This is a genomic window from Streptomyces sp. NPDC094034 (assembly GCF_040303865.1).
Taxonomy (GTDB): domain Bacteria; phylum Actinomycetota; class Actinomycetes; order Streptomycetales; family Streptomycetaceae; genus Streptomyces.
On the sequence record NZ_JBEOUD010000015.1, the window covers coordinates 45,716 to 63,397 of the forward strand.

Annotated in this window: 16 protein-coding genes; 11 read left to right on the forward strand and 5 right to left on the reverse strand. The window is 69.8% G+C overall.

The window, feature by feature from the left end:
• Positions 1-131: 131 nt before the first annotated feature.
• The 3 genes from ABTZ59_RS16045 to ABTZ59_RS16055 form a co-directional block, all read right to left on the reverse strand.
• Positions 132-1,541, reverse strand: coding sequence for an NADP-dependent succinic semialdehyde dehydrogenase (locus tag ABTZ59_RS16045; RefSeq protein ID WP_351396819.1), 1,410 nt, complete (start codon positions 1,539-1,541; stop codon positions 132-134).
• Between the two features lie 395 nt (positions 1,542-1,936).
• Positions 1,937-3,787 carry a transketolase gene (locus ABTZ59_RS16050; RefSeq protein WP_351397082.1) on the reverse strand — a complete coding sequence of 617 codons (1,851 nt, stop codon included), beginning with the start codon at positions 3,785-3,787 and terminating at the stop codon, positions 1,937-1,939.
• A gap of 52 nt (positions 3,788-3,839) precedes the next feature.
• On the reverse strand, positions 3,840-5,162 hold the full coding sequence (locus tag ABTZ59_RS16055) for an NAD(P)/FAD-dependent oxidoreductase (RefSeq protein ID WP_351396822.1): 1,323 nt from the start codon (positions 5,160-5,162) through the stop codon (positions 3,840-3,842).
• Positions 5,163-5,540: 378 nt separating this feature from the next.
• On the opposite strand from ABTZ59_RS16055, the gene ABTZ59_RS16060 reads away from it, so the two are divergent.
• The gene (locus ABTZ59_RS16060; RefSeq protein ID WP_351397085.1) at positions 5,541-5,990 is read left to right on the forward strand and encodes a DUF5709 domain-containing protein; all 450 of its coding nucleotides are present in this window, start codon (positions 5,541-5,543) and stop codon (positions 5,988-5,990) included.
• Positions 5,991-6,031: 41 nt separating this feature from the next.
• Here the strand turns inward: ABTZ59_RS16060 and ABTZ59_RS16065 are convergent, their stop codons facing one another.
• Positions 6,032-6,409, reverse strand: coding sequence for a hypothetical protein (locus tag ABTZ59_RS16065; protein WP_351396825.1), 378 nt, complete (start codon positions 6,407-6,409; stop codon positions 6,032-6,034).
• 104 nt (positions 6,410-6,513) lie between these two features.
• On the reverse strand, positions 6,514-7,572 hold the full coding sequence (locus tag ABTZ59_RS16070) for an amino acid ABC transporter permease (RefSeq protein ID WP_351396828.1): 1,059 nt from the start codon (positions 7,570-7,572) through the stop codon (positions 6,514-6,516).
• A gap of 615 nt (positions 7,573-8,187) precedes the next feature.
• On the opposite strand from ABTZ59_RS16070, the gene ABTZ59_RS16075 reads away from it, so the two are divergent.
• The 10 genes from ABTZ59_RS16075 to ABTZ59_RS16120 all read left to right on the forward strand — a co-directional run bounded on the left by ABTZ59_RS16075 (position 8,188) and on the right by ABTZ59_RS16120 (position 17,598).
• Positions 8,188-8,358 carry a hypothetical protein gene (locus ABTZ59_RS16075; RefSeq protein WP_351397118.1) on the forward strand — a complete coding sequence of 57 codons (171 nt, stop codon included), beginning with the start codon at positions 8,188-8,190 and terminating at the stop codon, positions 8,356-8,358.
• Complete coding sequence (locus ABTZ59_RS16080; protein ID WP_351396831.1) at positions 8,358-8,897, forward strand: GNAT family N-acetyltransferase; 540 nt, start codon at positions 8,358-8,360, stop codon at positions 8,895-8,897. The genes ABTZ59_RS16075 and ABTZ59_RS16080 overlap by 1 nt, the downstream gene beginning before the upstream one ends.
• 4 nt (positions 8,898-8,901) lie before the next feature.
• On the forward strand, positions 8,902-9,867 hold the full coding sequence (locus ABTZ59_RS16085) for an ABC transporter substrate-binding protein (protein ID WP_351396834.1): 966 nt from the start codon (positions 8,902-8,904) through the stop codon (positions 9,865-9,867).
• Between the two features lie 16 nt (positions 9,868-9,883).
• On the forward strand, positions 9,884-10,882 hold the full coding sequence (locus ABTZ59_RS16090) for an amino acid ABC transporter permease (RefSeq protein ID WP_351396837.1): 999 nt from the start codon (positions 9,884-9,886) through the stop codon (positions 10,880-10,882).
• Between the two features lie 59 nt (positions 10,883-10,941).
• Positions 10,942-11,694 (forward strand): amino acid ABC transporter ATP-binding protein, encoded by a 753-nt coding sequence (locus tag ABTZ59_RS16095; RefSeq protein WP_351397088.1) that lies wholly within the window; start codon positions 10,942-10,944, stop codon positions 11,692-11,694.
• A gap of 119 nt (positions 11,695-11,813) precedes the next feature.
• Positions 11,814-12,806, forward strand: coding sequence for an ABC transporter substrate-binding protein (locus tag ABTZ59_RS16100; RefSeq protein ID WP_351396840.1), 993 nt, complete (start codon positions 11,814-11,816; stop codon positions 12,804-12,806).
• An 88-nt stretch (positions 12,807-12,894) separates the two neighbouring features.
• Positions 12,895-13,965: an LLM class flavin-dependent oxidoreductase gene (locus ABTZ59_RS16105; RefSeq protein WP_351396843.1), complete on the forward strand. Its 1,071-nt coding sequence runs from the start codon at positions 12,895-12,897 to the stop codon at positions 13,963-13,965.
• Positions 13,966-14,670: 705 nt separating this feature from the next.
• Entirely contained in the window at positions 14,671-16,512 is a 1,842-nt protein-coding gene (locus ABTZ59_RS16110) for an APC family permease (protein WP_351397091.1), read from the forward strand.
• Between the two features lie 169 nt (positions 16,513-16,681).
• Complete coding sequence (locus ABTZ59_RS16115; protein WP_249950535.1) at positions 16,682-16,864, forward strand: hypothetical protein; 183 nt, start codon at positions 16,682-16,684, stop codon at positions 16,862-16,864.
• Positions 16,861-17,598 (forward strand): hypothetical protein, encoded by a 738-nt coding sequence (locus tag ABTZ59_RS16120; protein ID WP_351396846.1) that lies wholly within the window; start codon positions 16,861-16,863, stop codon positions 17,596-17,598. Before ABTZ59_RS16115 ends, ABTZ59_RS16120 begins: the two co-directional genes overlap by 4 nt.
• Positions 17,599-17,682: the final 84 nt, after the last annotated feature.

Below are 17,682 nucleotides of genomic sequence, written 5' to 3' on the forward strand. Positions count from 1 at the left end.
CGGTCCTCCTTGAACCCGGTCCTCCTCGGAGCCATACCACTGGGTGGCCATGGCGGCCCGGGGTGGCCGTGGCGGGCCCCGGCCCAGTGGGTGTCGTCTCCAGTGGGTGTCGTCTCTCGTGGGTGTCGTCCCTAGTGGGTGTCGTCCGGCTCCGCGCCGTGCCACACCGTGGTGATGTCGCAGAACTCCCGGATGCCGTGCGCCGACAGCTCGCGCCCGTAACCGGAGCGCTTCGCACCGCCGAAGGGAAGGGCGGGATGCGAGGCCGTCATCCCGTTGAAGAAGATCCCGCCCGCCTCCAGATCCCGTACGAAGCGGCGCACGTCCCCCTCGTCCCGTGTCCAGACGTTCGAACTCAGGCCGAAGGGCGTGTCGTTGGCGAGCGCCACCGCCTCGTCCAGGCCGGAGACCCGGTAGAGCGTGGCGACCGGCCCGAACGTCTCCTCGCGGTGGATCCGCATGGCGGAGGTGATGCCGGTGAGCACCGTCGGCGCGTAGTACCAGCCCCGCTCGTGCCCCTTGGGCCGCCGGCCCCCGCACAGCGCGGTCGCGCCCCGGCTCAGCGCGTCGTCGACCAGTCTCTCCAGATCGGCCCGGCCCCGCTCGGTGGAGAGCGGCCCCACATCGGTGGACTCGTCCATCGGGTCGCCGACCGTCAGATCACGCATCCCCGCGGTGAACCGCTCGGCGAAGACGTCGTAGACGTCCTCGTGCACGATGAAGCGTTTGGCGGCGATACAGGACTGGCCGTTGTTCTGCACCCGGGCCGTGACCGCCGTACGCGCCGCGCGTTCGATGTCGGCCGAGGGCATGACCACATACGGGTCGCTGCCGCCCAGCTCCAGAACGGTCTTCTTGACCTCGTCGGACGCGATCGCCGCCACCGACCGGCCGGCCGGCTCGCTGCCGGTGAGTGTCGCGGCGGCCACCCGGGGGTCGCGCAGGATGTTCTCGATCGCGCTGGAACCCACCAGCAGCGTCTGGAAGCAGCCCGCCGGGAATCCGGCCCTGGCGAACAGGTCTTCCAGGTAGAGGGCGGTCTGCGGAACGTTCGAGGCGTGTTTGAGGAGCCCCACATTGCCGGCCATCAGCGCGGGCGCGGCGAACCGTACGACCTGCCAGAGGGGGAAGTTCCACGGCATCACCGCGAGGACCACGCCCAGCGGCCGGTAGTGGACGCTCACCCGGGACGCGCCCGCGTCCCGTACGTCGGCGTCCGAGGGGTACTCGTCCGCGAGCAGTTCCTCGGCGCGCTCCGCGAACCAGCGCATCGCCTTCACACACTTCAACGCCTCGGCGCGGGCCGCCGCGAGTGGCTTGCCCATCTCGGTGGTCATGGTCCGGGCGATCTCCGGCGCGTCCTTCTCAAGCAGGTCGGCGGCGCGGTTCAGCAGCCGCGCGCGTTCGTCGAATCCGGTGAGCCGGTAGTGCCGGAACGCCTGGGCGGCGCGAGCGATCCGGCTCTCGATCTCCTCGGCTCCCAGCGCGTCGAAGGTCTTGAGTGTCTCTCCGCTGGCTGGATTCACCGTCGCGATGGGCATGGGGGCGATTCCTCCTCGATTCGCCTCGATTCGGCAGTCCGACCCTCCCGTGCCGCGACCGGCCCCGCAACACGGGACGCGGGCGCGTGGGCCTCGATCGCGGGGAACACGCCAGTCATTCAGTCCTCTCCGCGCACGACGTTCCACTCCTGATCGGCCGTCTCCTGGCGCCCATGGCCGGCTCTGGCCCGGCGCTCGCGTGGGGCGACCCGCGCCGGAACGCAGGTACGTATCCGCCCCTCGCGCTCGGTCGGCCGGTGTGTCACGGCCGGTGCGGGCCGCGGGCCTGGATGGTGGGTGCTCATACCGTCTTCCCTCTCTCCGTCCTCTTCGCCGTGTGTTCGCCGTGTGTCCGGGTCCTGCTGTCCAGGGCTCCTGGTGCCGGCCTCCCGCTGTCAGCGGAGGGTCTGTTCCACCAGCAGCCGCAGCCCCGCCGCGATCGAGTCCGCGTCGATGCCCGCCGCCCTGAGCTGCTCAGCCGGAGTCGCCGAGCCCGGCATGTTCCCCACCGCGAGCCGTACGAGCCGCTTCGGCGCGGGACGGCCGTCCGAGAAGACCGCGGCCACCGCGTCCCCGATGCCGCCCTCCGGGTGATGGTCCTCGACCGTGACCAGGCAGCCGGTCTCGTCGGCCGCCGCCTGGAGTGTGTGTTCGTCGACGGGCTTGACCGAGTACAGGTCGACGACCCGTACGGGGAAGCCCTCCCCGGCCAGCAGATCCGCCGCCTTCAGGCACTCATGGACCGTGACCCCGATGCCGATCAGCGTCACCCGGTCCGCGTCCGAGCGGCGCAGCACCTTGCTGCCACCGACCGGGAATCGCTCGCCGGGGCCGTAGATGACCGGTGTAGCGCCCCGGAGCGTACGCAGGTAGCAGACGCCGGGCAGGTCATGCATCGCCGCCACGAGACGCGCCGTCTGGTTGGCGTCGCAAGGGTGGAGCACCGTACTGCCGTGGATGGAGCGGAACATCGCCAGGTCTTCCAGGCCCATCTGGGACGGACCGTCCTGGCCGATCGAGACGCCCGCGTGCGAGCCGACGACATTGATCGAGGCACGGCTGACGGCCGCCATCCGCAGGAAGTCGAACGCGCGGGTCAGGAAGGCCGCGAAGGTCGACGCGTACGGGACATGGCCCAGCGCCTGCATGCCGACCGCGGCGGCGATCATCTGCTGCTCGGCGATGTAGCACTCGAAGAACCGCTCGGGGTGTTCCTTGGCGAAGAACTCCGAGCGGGTGGAGTCGCTGACCTCGCCGTCCAGTACGACCACGTCCTCGCGGGCCGTGCCGAGGGCCGCGAGCGCTCGGCCGTAGGCGTCCCGGGTGGCGACCGAGTCGCCGAGGTCGTAGCGCGGCAGCTTGATGGTGGCACGCCGTCCGGCGGCGCGGGCGTGGGTCCCGGGCTCGGTGGGCTTCGCCACGGACACCCGGATGGAGCGCCGCCCGCCCAGTTCCTCGATGGCGCTCTCCGCGTCGGGCAGCGGCTTGCCGTGCATGCCCTCGCGGTCCTCGACGGAGGCGACACCACGTCCCTTGCGGGTGCCCGCGATGATCGCGGTGGGCTTGCGGAAGGTCGACCGGGCCTCGGTGAACGCGGCGTCGACGGCATCGAGGTCATGGCCGTCGATCTCGATGGTGTGCCAGTCGAAGGCGCGCAGCCTGCGGCCGTACGCGTCCAGATCCCGCTGATGGCGGGTGGGTCCGCGCTGGCCGAGGCGGTTGACGTCGATGACAAGGGTCAGCGAGTCGAGATGCTGGTCACCGGCCTCCTCGATCGCCTCCCATACGGAGCCCTCGGCCATCTCGCTGTCTCCGGACAACACCCAGACGTGGTACGGAGTGTGGCTGAGCCGCTGGCCCGCGAGCGCCATGCCGACGCCGACGGGAAGCCCCTGGCCCAGCGAGCCGGTGGCGACATCGACCCAGGGCAGCCGTGGGGTGGGATGGCCTTCGAGCCGGCTGCCGAGGGTGCGGTAGGTGAGGAACTCCTTCTCGTCCACCGCGCCTGCCGCCAGATACATGGAGTACAGCAGTGGCGAGGCATGTCCCTTGGAGAAGATCAGCCGGTCGTTGGCCGGATCGTCCGGCCGGCCGAAGTCGTAGTGCAGATGGTTGGCGAGCAGCGCCGCCATGAGGTCGGCGGCGGACATCGAGGAGGTGGGATGGCCGGATCCGGCCGCGTCGGCGACCCGTACCGAGTCGACCCTCAACTGCTGTCCCAGTTCGGCGAGTTGTTCGCTGTTCAGCTGGTGGTGCCGGCTTTTCGAGCGCTTGCTGTCCGTACGTTGGCTGTTCATGTCACTCCTTACGGGGTGCGCCGGGAACCCTCGCCAGTTCGGGCGAGGACGATTCGAGCGGCACCGTCCACGAGCGGACCAGTCCGAGCTGGACGGACTGCCTCGGCAGGACCGCGTCGAGCATCCAGTCGGCGGCGACGCGCACCCGGTTTCCCGGCATGGCCGCCAGGTGGTAGCCGCGTGTGACGGCCCCCGCGAGCGGCCCCGACAGCGGTACGCCGAGCGGGTTGGCCGCCGCCTTGACCCCGCCGAGATCCACCACGAACCCCAAGTCGTTGTGTTTGTAGGTCTGCCGCTCCCCGTATCCCAGAGAGGCGGCCACATTGCGGCCCGCCACCCTGCCCTGTCTGGTGGCGTGCTGAGCCGTCATCGGTGTGAAGCGTCCCGGCCTGGTGAGATCCGGTACGGCCGCGGCGTCACCGCAGGCGAACACCTCGGGGTGGCCCGGGACATTGAGCTGCGGGTCCACCACCACCCGGCCCCGCTCGACGGACACCCCGAGATCGGAGACCAGCGGGTCGGGCCGTACGCCCACACACCAGACCAGGGTGTGGGTCTCGATGAACTCGCCGTCGTCCAGGGTGATCCCGGTCGCTCGCGCCTCCTTGACGGAGGTGCCCGTACGGACGTCCACACCGCGTTCGCGCAGCACCCGCTGTGCGGTGTCCGACAGCCGGTGGTCCAGCTCAGGCAGGACGCGCGGGGCGATGTCGAGGAGCAGCCAGCGGGGTTTGTCCGTGCGGCGCCACGCGGGCTGTTTACGGACCAGCGCGTCGGTGAAGAGCTTGCCCTGGGCGGCCACTTCGGTGCCGGTGTACCCGGCGCCGACCACGACGAAAGTGCCGCGCGCGGCGGCCTCCGCCCGGTCGTCGGTGACGGCCGCCAGCTCTATCTGACGGGTGATGTGATCACGCAGATAGAGCGCTTCCGGCAGTCCCCGGAAGCCGTGCGCGTACTCCGCCACCCCGGGGACGGGGAGCAGTTTGTTGACACTGCCCACGGCGAGGACGAGCCGGTCGTACCGCAGCTCGCCCCGTTCGCCCTCCGGTCCGGTGTAGCCGATACTCCGCGTCTCCAGATCGATGTGGTTGGCCTCGCCGAGCACGAGCCGTACGCGTGGCAGTGTGCTCGGGATGGAGACGGTCACCCGGCGCGGCTCCAGGATGCCCGCCGCGACCTGGGGCAGGAGCGGGAGGTAGAGGAAGTAATCGGTGGGGTTCAGCAGCACGATCTCGGCCGCGCCCCTGACCCGGTGGCAGAGGGTGCGGGCCGCCTGATAGCCGGCGAACCCGGCTCCGACGATGACTATGCGTTCTCGGCTCACGTTCGACTCCGGAGGGTTGCATTTCGGGTCGTACGGGTCGTACGGGTCGTTTGGTCACGTGCCCGACGACAGCGCCGACAAACACGGAGGATCGCGTCGAGGCGGTCCGCGCACCCCCTCACAGGGGCGCTCACCTGCCGTTTGACACGGCCGTGATTGGTGGGAAGGTGGACGTGGTGGATGAGCCGCCCCCGGGCAGGACGTGAGAACGCAACCGCTCCGGCCACTCGCGTGCTCCTGACGGCCTCACCGATGGTGGACTGCCACCCGGCCGTGGCGGGTCCCACCGGCTGTGGACGGTCCCACCGGCCGTGATGGGCCGGCCGGGCGCATGGAGGAGGCGAGGAGAGGGACGTGAGCGGCGACAACGGCGAGGCGATGGGCGACGAGGTGTACCAGCCCGACGGCGCCGAGATCGGCGAGGACGAGGGCATCCTCGATCCCGAGGACACCCTCATCGACCGCGGCTCGGACCCGTTCGACGAGGGCTGGTCACCGCCCGAACGCCCGCTCGGTGTCGAGCATGTCGGTACGACGGCCACCGAGCAGCGAGTGGGCGAAACGCTCGACCAGCGGCTCGCGGAGGAGATCCCCGACGAGGGCGCCTTTGTCGGCGACGGCATCGGGGACCTGCCGTACGGCGAGGGTGAGCGGCTGGACGACGAGGTCGGCGACGATCGCTCGGGCCGGCTGGTGGCTCCCGACGAGGGCGCTCACGAGGACACCGAGAAGGACATGATCGCCCGCGATGTGGGCATCGACGGCGCCGCGGCTTCGGCGGAGGAGGCCGCGGTGCATCTCGTCCCCGAGCCGGACGAGTGGGAGTGACCGGACGAGTGGGAGTGAAGACGAGTGGGAGTGAAAAGGACCTAGCGATTCCCGCGGTTCTCCAGACGTAGCTGGACTTCCTCCTCCTGGTCGCCGGAGGCCGTACCGACCATGCGGACGGTGAACGCGGAGGCGAGGCTCTTCCGGAGACTGTCCACCGCCGTATAGCCGCCCTGGAGGGTGGCCACCACCGGCGCCCTCAGCCGCGCCGGGCGGGGCTCCGCGCGTGGCTCGGACACATTGAACGTCGCGATCCATACGGTCGGGCGGCCCTCGACCACCTCCTGCGGGACATCCTCCGCCGCGCGGTCGCAGGCGAAGGCCGTGCGCAGCGCGCCGAACACCACGCGTGCGTCTTCCTTCTCATCACCGGTGAGAGCCACGACGACGTCCGCCGCGGGCTGGTGCGCACTGTTCACGTGGGTCCTTCCTCTCCGTCACCGCTTCGAATCGATCCGTCTCCAGACTCCCTCCGTTACCCGGAGTGTGCGAGCGGAAGCGAGTCAACAGGGCGTGCCGGGTCTCAGAGCGGCTTCGCGTCCGCGGCGCTCGCGGTACGGAGCCGCCCGGCCAGGGCCGCCACGCGCCCACGCAGGCGCTGGAGCGGCGTGGGCGGCAGCTCGCGGGCCGCGCCCCGGGCGTAGTGGCGCTCGACATAGAACTGGCCCACGGACAGCACGGTCGTGACGATGACGTACCAGATGGTCGCCACCATCAGCAGTGGAACGATCTGATAGGTGCGGTTGTAGATCAGCTGCACCGAGAACAGCAGGTCGTGCACGGCGAGGACACTGACGATGCTCGTCCCCTTGAGCGTGCCGATGAGCATGTTGCCGGCGGTGGGGACGATCGAGCGCATCGCCTGGGGCACGACGACACGGCGCAGCACTCGCCGACGGCTCAGACCGAGTGCCGCGGCCGCCTCCGTCTGGCCGGCGTCGACGGACAGGATGCCGCCGCGCACCACTTCCGCCGCGTAGGCCGCCTCGTGCAGGGTGAGGCCGATCAGCGCCGTGAGACCGGCGCCGAAGAGGTTCACGGTCTGGAAGGTGAGGAACTCCGGGCCGAAGGGGATCCCGATCCCGAGGGTCGGATAGAGCGCGCCGATGTTGAACCAGAACAGCAGCTGCACCAGCAGCGGGGTCGAGCGGAAGATCCAGACGTATCCCCAACTGATCGTGCGCAGCACGGGGTTGACGGAGAGCCGCATGACGGCGAAGACCGTACCGATGAGAAAGCCCAGCACCATCACGGCGGCGGTCAGCCAGAGGGTGAGCAGCAGACCGTCCAGTACGGCGGGGGTGGTGAAGTACCGGCTGACCACACTCCACTGGAATCTCTCGTTACGGACGACCGAGTTGACGATCATCGCGAGGCCGAGCAGCGCCACCGCGGCCGCCAGCCACCGGCCCGGGTGGCGTCGGGGGACGATACGGGAGATCTCGTCGGGTCCCGGCGGGGCGAGCGGGGAGGCCCCCGAGGTCCCCGGCGGAGCGGGGTTCGCGGGGTCGGCGGGTGGTGTCTTCCGGGAGGCCGCGGCGGCGGTGGCGCGCGGACCATCGAGCGAGGGCGATACGGACATGAGGGGGCTCCGGCGGGAGAGACGGTCGGCGGCGTGGACCGGGCGGCAGATGTCATCACGCGTACCGCGTCCCTCAACACGGCCGGCGCGGACCGGTGTTCTCACAGCAGCCGGTACCGCACACCTCTCGATCGTACGGGCCTTCGCCGGACGACTGTCAAGGCCGCCGGGGCGTCGGCGCTGCCCACAGAGCGAGAGCCTGTTGACTTCACCGAACGTCCCGTGCTCAATTGGCCTTATGCAGAAGCAGCTGCCGTTGGTCATACGCGGCCACATAGACTTCGGTCGTGTGTGGTCCGCCTCTTGTTGCGCCTGACCCGGCAGCGGGCCGCCTGACCGGCCCCTCCCTCCCTCGGTGACCCCGTCCCTTCGGTGATCCCGTCGCGGGCCGACTTCCCTTATCTCACCGGGCGTTCGCTGCCGCTTCCGCCGTGAAGCACCCCTTCCTCACCCGTCATCACGCCTTCCCACCGTCGCGCCCGGCCGCACCGTCGCGCCCGGCTGCCCCGTACCAGCAGGTGGTCCCGTGTCCGCCGGTTCCACGGGGCTGTCCCGGGTCTCCCTCGGCATGCCTTCCCGCCGACGCACACCCATCTCCCGCACGAAAGGTCCGTCATGCCTGTGGAGTTCCTCGGCATAGCCGCCACCCACAACGGGTCGAAGACAAATCCCCGCTCGGGCGCTTCGTTTGACATGGAGTTCACACTCAAGCCGGTCCGCGAAGAGGTCGCCAAGCGCGACGCCGCGCGGGCGGCCCGCGGCCCGGAGACGCTGGTCACCGACTGATGACGTCCGTCGCCGAACCCGGCGGTCTGACCTGGCTGTCGACCTCCGTCTCCGATCCACGGGTGCTGCCGATGCTGCGTGAGCTGGGGCACGAGTACTCCACCCGCTACGGCAAGGACGCGCACGGCGAGCTGGCCCGCTATCCCGCCGAGGAGTTCGACCCACCGCACGGGGTCCTGCTGCTGTTGCTGGAGCACGGCGAACCGGTCTCCGGCGGTGCGTTCCGCCGCTACGACCACACCACTGCCGAGCTGAAGCGGATCTGGACCCACTCCGCGCACCGGCGGCGCGGGCTGGCCAGACGCGTCGTCGCGGAGCTGGAACGTATCGCCGCCGCCCGGGGCTACCGCCGCGTCCTTCTCACCACCGGGCCGCGCCAGCCGGAGGCCAGGGAGCTGTATCTGACGACCGGTTACACACCGCTGTTCGACACCGGGGCGGATCCGGAAACCATCGGTCCGCTCCCCTTCGAGAAGCGCCTCGCCGACCGTCCCGCGGGTTCCCCGGATTCTCCGTATTCCCACGAAAGAGAGGTGTGACCCCATGCGTATCCCGATCCCGGGACGTACGCGGCCCGTACGTCACCGCATCGCCGCGACGCTGGTGGCCGCCCTGCTGTTGCCGGTGCTCGCGGGCTGTGGAACGGACGCCGCCGCCGGGGAGGAGGCGGCCGGCGCCGCCTCACCCGCGCCGTCCGACGATGTCACCGCCGCTCTCAAGAAGAACGCGTCGCTGGCGGCCCTTCTCCCCGAAGACATCAGGAAGCGGGGGACCGTACGGATCGCCTCCTCCGTGGGAGCGCCGCCCAGCGCCTACTACCCCGACGCGTCGTCCAGCCGTCCCGCCGGACTGGACATCGACATCGCCGACGCGGTCGGCAAGGTCCTGGGGGTGGAGCTGCGCCGCGAGGAGGCGAGCTTCGAGGCGATCCTGCCCGCGCTCGGCAGCGGCAAGTACGACGTCGGCACCGGCAACTTCGGGGTCACCGACGTACGCCGCAGAACAATCGACTTCGTCACCTATATCAATGACGGTCAGGGGTTCGCCGTCCGCGCGGACGACAAGAGCCTCGACAAGGTGACCCGGCTCGACCAGCTGTGCGGCAAGTCCGTCGGGGTGGGGGCGGGCACCACCTTCGAGGCCACGCTCAACTCCCGGAAGGGCGTCTGCGCCGACGCGGGCAAGGAGCCGTACCGGGTCAGTGTGTACTCCGAGAACGGGGCGCTGCTCACCAGCCTCCAGCAGCGCCGGGTCGAGGTGGTCATGTCGACGATCAACGGTCTGCGCCACCAGGCGTCCCAGCCCGCGGCCGGGGTCAGGTTCCTCGGCGAATTCCACCGGCTCGATGTCGGCTTCGCGTTCACCAAGGGCTCCCCGCTGCTCAAGGCGTTCCAGGGAGCCGTCAACCAGCTGATCGACGACGGCACCTACCGCCGGATCCTCGACAAGTGGGGAACGGGGGATTCCGCGATCGAGGAGTCCCGGATCAGTCCGCCCGAGAAGAAGTAGCCGGCAGGAGCCGCTGATGGACACCGCAACCGGCGCCGCGCACACCGCGCCACCTCCCGGCCGCCTCGTACCACCGCGAAGATCGGTCCCGGACCAGGAGGATCCCGCCACACTGAAGGTCGTGCCCGCGCGCCACTACTGGCGCTGGGTGGCGGGCGTCGCCGCGCTCGTGGTGGTCGCCCAGTTCAGCCACGGTCTGGTCACCAACCCGGGCTGGGACTGGGACACCTTCTTCCGCTATCTGTCCGCCGACACCGTACTCAAGGCCGTCTGGGTCACCCTCCAGCTCACCGTGTACGGCACGGCGCTCGGCTTCGCGCTCGGCGTCGTCCTCGCCTTCATGCGGCTGAGCCGAAGCGTCATCCTCCAGACGGTGGCATGGACGTACATCTGGGCCTTCCGTTCGATCCCCCTGATCGTGCAGCTGCTGTTCTGGTTCAACCTCGCCTATCTCTACGAGGAGTTGGGGATCGGGATCCCGTTCGGGCCCGTCCTGTGGAGCTTCGACACGATGAATCTGGTCAGCGCGCTGTCGGCCGCGGTGATCGGGCTCGCGCTGCACCAGGCCGCGTACGCCGCGGAGATCGTGCGCGGCGGGATCATCTCGGTCGACGCCGGGCAGTTGGAGGCGGCGGCGGCCCTGGGCATCCCCCGGTCGCGGCAGCTGCGCCGTGTCCTGCTGCCCCAGGCGATGCGCGGCATCCTGCCCAACGCCGCCAACGAGGTCATCTCCCTCTTCAAGGGGACGTCGATCGTCTCGGTGATGGCGATCGGGGAGCTGTTCTACCAGGTGCAGGTCATCTATGGCCGCAATGGGCGGGTCGTACCGCTGCTGATGGTGGCGACCGTCTGGTACATCCTGCTGACCACCCTGCTGACGATCGCCCAGTACTACGTGGAGCGGCACTTCGCGCGCGGCGCGGAGCGTACGCCGCCGCCCACGCCGCTCCAGCGGGCCAGGACCTTCACCCGCAGAATGCGGACCGCCGCCGCCACGGGAGGTATCGAGAAATGAGCACCGACTCCGAATCCGTCACCGGCGAGGCCGGGGGCAGGTACGCCGACGGCGGTCTGATGGTCGATGTGCGCGGTGTCCACAAGAACTTCGGCGCGCTCGAAGTACTGCGCGGGGTCGACCTCCAGGTCCGCACCGGCGAGGTCACCGTCGTGCTCGGCCCCTCGGGCTCCGGGAAGTCGACGCTGCTGCGCAGCATCAACCATCTCGAAAAGCTCAACCGGGGATACGTCAGCATCGACGGCGAGTTGATCGGGTACCGCCGTGTGGGCTCCAAGCTGCACGAACTCAAGGAACGGGAGGTGCTGAAGCAGCGTCTGCACATCGGTTTCGTCTTCCAGAACTTCAATCTGTTCCCACATCTCACGGTGGTCGAGAACATCGTCGAGGCCCCGATCTCGGCGCTGCGCCGCCCCCGCAAGACCGCCGTCGAGCAGGCCGGACGGCTGCTGGAGCGGGTGGGTCTCGCGGACAAGGCCGACGCCTATCCGCGTCAGCTCTCGGGCGGTCAGCAGCAGCGCGTGGCCATCGCCCGCGCCCTCGCGCTGGAGCCCAAGGTGCTGCTCTTCGACGAGCCGACCTCCGCGCTCGACCCCGAGCTGGTGGGTGAGGTCCTCGATGTCATCAAGGATCTGGCCCGTACCGGCACCACCATGATCGTCGTCACCCATGAGATCGGCTTCGCCCGCGAGGTCGCCGACACGGTCGTCTTCATGGACGACGGGGTGATCGTCGAGCAGGGCCCGCCGGCGGAGGTGCTCGACCGCCCGCTGCACGCGCGCACCAGGGCATTTCTGTCCAAGGTCCTCTGATCTTCGGCCATCCCGTCATCCACCTGTCCGCTCGTCCCCTTTTTTCGGTCCTTCCGTCCTTCCGTCCTTCCGTCACTCGTCCTTCCGTGTGTTTCCGCCACCCTGTCGAGGAGCCCTCCGTGCCGCCCCGTCGTCGTCCCCTCCGTATCACCTCCGCCCTGCTCGGCCTCGTCACCGTCCTCTCGGTCACCGCCTGCGGCAACTCCGCCGACGGCAGCACCGACAGAGTGGCGCCCGAGGCCGGTGACAAGAAGGGGTTCCAGATCAATCTGAGCCCCGATCAGAAGCGGATCACCACGCCCAGGGTGGACTCCATCGCGGCGCTCGTCCCCGCGGAGATCCGTGAACGGGGCACCCTTGAGGTCGTCAACTCGGCCGGTTCGGTGCCTCCGCTCGATTTCTACGCCACCGACGACAAGACCGTGATCGGAGTGGAGCCGGATCTCGCCTCGCTGGTCGCGGACGTCCTCGGACTGAAGCCGCATTACAACACCGTCGACTGGGCGAATATCTTCGTCGGTCTCGACAGCGGCAAGTACGACCTCGGCCTCAGCAACATCACCGTCACCGAGGAGCGCAAGGAGAAGTACGACTTCGCGACCTACCGGCTGGACAACATCGCGTTCGAGGCCAAGAAGGGCACCGACTGGCGGGTGAAGGGCCCGGCGGACGTGGCGGGCCGGACGATCGGGGTCGCCTCGGGCACCAACCAGGAGAAGCTGCTGGTCGACTGGGGCAAGGCGAATGTGGAGAAGGGCCTCAAGCCCACCGAGATCAAGATCTACCAGAATTCGAGCGACTACTATCTGGCGCTCGCCTCCGGCCGCCTCGACGCGTATCTCGGCCCCAACCCGGTCGCCGCGTACCACTCCGCCTCCACCGGCCAGACCGAGATCATCGGCACGTTCTCGGGGGCGGGGGACGCGGTCCAGGGCAAGATCGCGGCCACCACCAAGAAGGACAACGGTCTGATCGAGCCGTTCCGGCAGGCGATCGACACCGTCATCAAGAACGGTACGTACCGCCAGGTCCTGGAGCGGTGGGGACTGGCGAACGAGGCCGTGGCCTCCTCCGAGCTGAACCCCGAGGGGCTGCCGAAGACGGGTCAGTAGCCGGATCGGGCCCACTCTCCCCACGCACACCGCGTACACACCGCCGGCCCTCGCCCGGCCCGGACCTCGGACGCAGCGGAAGGCAGTCATGAGATTCTCCGTTCTCACCATCGTCGGACACGCACCACACCCCCTCACCGGACAACTCCCGCCCGCGGCAGACCGGCTGAACGAAGTCGTCGAGCTGGGGGTGGAGGCCGAGCGGCTCGGCTTCGACGCCTATGCCGTCGGGGAGCGGCACGCGGGCCCGTTCCTCTCCTCCAGTCCCACGGTGATCCTGGGCGCGCTCGCGTCCCGTACCTCCCGTATCCGGCTGCTGACCGGGGTCACGGTCGTGGCCATCCTGGATCCGGTGCGGGTGGCAGAGGACTACGCGACGCTGGACCAGCTCTCCCGGGGCCGGATCGAGCTCGTTATCGGCAAGGGCGCGGAGGCCGGGCACTTCGATCTCTTCGGGCTGGACGAGGAACGGCAGTGGGAGTACCAGGCCGAGAAGTACGAGCTGCTGCGCAGGCTCTGGCGCGAGGAACACCTCGACTGGGAGGGCCTGTTCCGGCCGCCGCTCAAGAACGTCACGACCGTGCCACGCCCGTACGCCGGTCCGCCCCGGGTGTGGCACGGCTCGGCCACCAGCCTCAACTCCCCCGAGCTGGCAGCCAAGCACGGCGACCCGCTCTTCACCGCCAACGCCATCCAGCCGCGTGAGGCGTACGCGCGGCTGATCGGCCACTACCGCGAGAAGTTCGAGGAATACGGACACGATCCGGCGCGGGCCCATGTGGCGGCGGGCTCAGGCGGGCTCTATATCGCGGACACCACGGAGCGGGCGGTCAGGGACTTCAAGGAGCAGTACGAGAAGCGTGTCCAGCAGACCTTCAAACCGCATCTGGTGGGCAAGGCCGGCTACAACACCCCCTTCACCACCATCGAGGAGGCGATCGAGAGCGGCCCGCAGCTCATCGGCAGTCCGCAGCGGATCATCGACAAGATACTCGGCTACCACGAGGTCTACGGACACGATCTCCAGTCCATCACCGTCGACGGATTCGGACTGAGTCTGCCCGAGCAGCGGGAGCAACTCCAGCGGTTCGCCGAGGAGGTCGCGCCGGTGATCCGGCGTGCGGCGCCCTCGGCCCTGTGGACCGCGCCGGAGCCGTAGCCGGCTGGCCGGTCCGCCCCCTCGTGCCGGTCCGCGCCCCCGTGCCGGTCCGGCCCCCTCGTACCGGTCCCGCACTCGCTGACGGGAGACAGCCATGGTGCGGGACTGCCGGGGCCGGGGCATCCCCACCGGGCGGCTGGTGGGATGCCCCGGTCCGTCCGGCGGGCCCGGCGCCCGTCTGGCCGCCGCGGGCCGTACGTCCGAACGGGTTGTCGCCGCGCCCGGCCGTGTGTCGTCCGGCGCGGGTGGGGCCGGTGACCCGGTCCGCCGAAGAGACTCGCGGATGTGACGGAAACCCAGGGACCCCAGGGAGACGAGCGCCGAGGCGGTCAGGGCAGGACCCAGGACCAGCCGCAGGACCAGGCCCAGGCCGACACCGCCCCGGCGCCGCTCTCCGTGCCGAAACTCGACGCCGAGCAGTCCTCCACGCTGCGGCTGATCGGGCAGGAGTGGGAGCGGGTGTCCGCCACCCCCGACGCATGGCGGCGCGCACTGCCCGTGGACCCCGATACCGGCAGCTACCCGGAGCCGGCGCAGATCGTCCCGGCCCGCTTCGGCCGCTTCGTGGAGGTGCCCGAGCTCAACGCGCCGCCACCCAAGGCGGTGGACGGCGAGATGGGCGCACCGCTCGGCGGCTTCGGCGCCTTCGTACGGCGCGTGCTTCTGGGGGCGCCGCTGAAGAGCACGGCCATCGCGAGCGAGCGGATGCGCAAGCTGATCGCGCTGCCGGTGCTCTCCGCCGACGCGCTGTCGTCGGTGGCGTACGGTCCCGAGGCGCTGCTGGCGGTCCTGGTGCTCGCGGGTACCGCGGGGCTCGCGTATTCCTTGCCGGTGGCCGGCGCGATCGTCTTTCTGATGCTCGCCGTCGGGCTTTCGTACCGTCAGACGATCCGGGCGTATCCGCACGGGGGCGGCTCGTACATTGTCGCCACCGACAATCTGGGGCGGGTGCCGGGGCTGGTGGCGGCGGCCGGGCTGATGACGGACTACATCCTGACGGTCGCCGTCTCGGTCTCCTCGGGGATTTCCGCGGTCACCTCCGCGGTCCCCGGGCTGGCCGATGACGCCGTGCTGATCGGCGTGCTGGTCATCGCCGTACTGCTGGCGGGGAATCTACGGGGGGTCCGGCAGGCCGGCGCTCTGTTCGCCGCGCCCACCTACGCCTTCGTCATCGCCGTCACCGCGCTGGTGGCCGTCGGTGTGTACGACGCGGCGGGCCGGGACTTCGAACCCGTGCCGACCCCGCCGCTGCACGCGGTCGAGGGTGTCGGTCTGCTGTTGGTGATGCGCTCCTTCGCCTCGGGTTCGACGGCGATGACCGGTATCGAGGCGATCTCGAACGCCGTGCCCGCCTTCAAGCCGGTCGCCTGGCGCAACGCGCGCACCACCCTGTCCTGGATGATCGGGCTGCTCATCGCGCTGTTCGCCGGCACGATGGCGATGGTCTATCTGGAGGGTGTGGTACCGCAGTCGCGGGAGACGGTGCTGTCCCAACTGGCCCATCGCAGCTTCGGTTCTGGCGCCATGTATCTCTTCACCCAGGCGGCGACCGCGCTGGTGCTGCTGCTCGCGGCGAACACGGCGTACAACGACTTCCCCCGGGTGCTGTACCTGCTGGCGCGCGACAACCACGCACCACGGATCTTTCTGCGTCTTGGCGACCGGCTGGCCTTCAGCAACGGGATCATCGTGCTCTCCGTGACGGCGGTGTGCGTCTATGTCGCGTTCGACGGGAAGACCGCCTCGCTGATTCCGCTGTACGCCGTCGGGGTGTTCCTCGCCTTCACCCTGTCGCAGAGCGGGATGGTGATGCACTGGTGGCGAAAGCGCGACCGGCACTGGCGCAAGAGCCTCTGTTTCAACGCCACCGGCGCGCTGCTCTCCGCGGTGGTCTTCATCACCGCCGGAATCACCAAGTTCACCGAAGGAGCATGGCTCGCGATTCTCACCGTCGCCCTGTTCCTCCTGGTGACGACCCGGATCCGGCGCCATTACGACAAGGTCGGGCAGGCGCTGCGGCTGCATCCCCAGACGATCGAGATCCCCAGCGGCACGATCACACCGCAGCCGTGCCCGGAACCCCCGACCGGCCCCGGGGCTCCGTCGGCCGGCGCGGAGGACTCGGAGGCCGAGGACTCACCGCAGGAGATCCGCCATCTCTCGGTCGTGCCGATCGACTCACTACAGCAGGCGAGCATGCGCGCGCTGGCCTACGCCGCCTCCCTCCAGCAGCCCGTACTGGTCCTGCATGTCAGCCCGAACGACGAGGACGCGGAGCGGTTCCGGGAGGCCTGGTCGCTGTGGGGGGACCATCTTCCGCTGCGGATCGTCATCTCCCCCTATCGGGCTACGGTGGCGCCGCTCATCAGCTATCTCACATCCCTGCACCGTCAGCGCCCCGATCTGACCATCACGGTGATCCTGCCGGAGATCGTGGAACGGCACTGGTGGCACCGTCCGCTCCACAGCCCGCTGGCCGGACGGCTGCGGCGCGCGCTCCGGTCCCTCCCGAAGATCGTGGTGACCACCGTCCCCTTCCATGTGTAGACACGGACATGACAGACGTGAACGTGACCAGGAGACAGGTCGCATGAGGGCATGACGAGTGTCGGTATGACCATGCGTCATCCCAATTGGCCTGTTTGTCATATGTAACTTAGCGTGGGCGGTGCGTTGCCCATTCAGGGCATTAGGCATCTACATGAGGAGCCCATCGATGCTTTCTCAGACCGTCCGGCCGAGAGAAATCACTCTGGACCACCACGCGTTGACCATGGCGATGGCAGAACCCGAGGCACCCTTCAGCGACGCTCCCGTCTACGCTCCGGAAGCGGCGGGCGCGCTGCTTCTGCTGCTTCTTCTTTCCCCGAAGGAGCCGAAGGAGCCGAAGGGCCTGTGAACCAGGACCGGTCGCGGACCGCCTACCAGGAATCAGCGGCCGGCCTGGCACGACGTGCCCTCGGTGCCCTGCGGGGCGCCGAGGGCACATCCGTGGTCGCCGCCCATGTCGAGAGCGCTCGGGAGCCCGGAGCCGCGCTGGCCGCGATCCGCATCCTCGGCGCCGATACCTTCGCGCCCGTCGTACTGGCGGGCGCCCCGCTGCACCCGGAGGACGCGGCTGCCATCGCCCTGGCGTTCTCGGCGCTGCCGCCCCCGCGGGAGGCGCCGCCCCCGCCGCCCGACGGACCCGAGGGCCCGTGGCTGATGGCCTGGCGCGACTGGGGCACCGTCACCCTGCTCACCGTACTCACGGGCAGTGACGGCAGGCGGCTGACGGCTCCGCGGCCGGCGTGCCCGGCGGACGCCGCGCCGGCCGACGACACGGCGGAGTGGGCCGCATGGGCCGTCATGATGGGGCAGCTGTCCACGCTGGCGCTGCCGGGTCTTGACGGTCCGCTGCATGACGCCGCCCGCAGATCGCCGCTGGCGCTGGCGCGCGGGGCGACCCGTGCCGTACTGCGCCGTGACTACCCCACCGCCGCGCGGATCGCGCGCTGGCTGGCCTGGCTGCGCTCGGACGGAGCGAGACTGCCGCTCGACGCGGCGCCACTGGTGGAGCACGTCGGACTCCTCGTCGGCGGGGACCGGCCGGCGCTGGACACGGCGATCTCCCGCCGTCTGATCGCCCTTTGACCGGGCCCCCGTCCCCCGGCCCCCGCCCCCCGCCGGGCCTTGGCCTTGGGCTTGGGCTTGGGCCCGCGATCCGCTCCGGCCTTC

What these genes read in the sequence shown, in the direction of transcription:
- ABTZ59_RS16045 (WP_351396819.1), bottom strand. Translation starts at nt 1,541, where the DNA reads ATGCCCATCGCGACGGTGAATCCAGCCAGCGGAGAGACACTCAAGACC.
- ABTZ59_RS16060 (WP_351397085.1), top strand. Translation starts at nt 5,541, where the DNA reads ATGGGCGACGAGGTGTACCAGCCCGACGGCGCCGAGATCGGCGAGGAC.
- ABTZ59_RS16070 (WP_351396828.1), bottom strand. Translation starts at nt 7,572, where the DNA reads ATGTCCGTATCGCCCTCGCTCGATGGTCCGCGCGCCACCGCCGCCGCG.
- ABTZ59_RS16075 (WP_351397118.1), top strand. Translation starts at nt 8,188, where the DNA reads ATGCCTGTGGAGTTCCTCGGCATAGCCGCCACCCACAACGGGTCGAAG.
- ABTZ59_RS16080 (WP_351396831.1), top strand. Translation starts at nt 8,358, where the DNA reads ATGACGTCCGTCGCCGAACCCGGCGGTCTGACCTGGCTGTCGACCTCC.
- ABTZ59_RS16085 (WP_351396834.1), top strand. Translation starts at nt 8,902, where the DNA reads ATGCGTATCCCGATCCCGGGACGTACGCGGCCCGTACGTCACCGCATC.
- ABTZ59_RS16090 (WP_351396837.1), top strand. Translation starts at nt 9,884, where the DNA reads ATGGACACCGCAACCGGCGCCGCGCACACCGCGCCACCTCCCGGCCGC.
- ABTZ59_RS16095 (WP_351397088.1), top strand. Translation starts at nt 10,942, where the DNA reads ATGGTCGATGTGCGCGGTGTCCACAAGAACTTCGGCGCGCTCGAAGTA.
- ABTZ59_RS16105 (WP_351396843.1), top strand. Translation starts at nt 12,895, where the DNA reads ATGAGATTCTCCGTTCTCACCATCGTCGGACACGCACCACACCCCCTC.
- ABTZ59_RS16110 (WP_351397091.1), top strand. Translation starts at nt 14,671, where the DNA reads ATGCGCAAGCTGATCGCGCTGCCGGTGCTCTCCGCCGACGCGCTGTCG.
- ABTZ59_RS16115 (WP_249950535.1), top strand. Translation starts at nt 16,682, where the DNA reads ATGCTTTCTCAGACCGTCCGGCCGAGAGAAATCACTCTGGACCACCAC.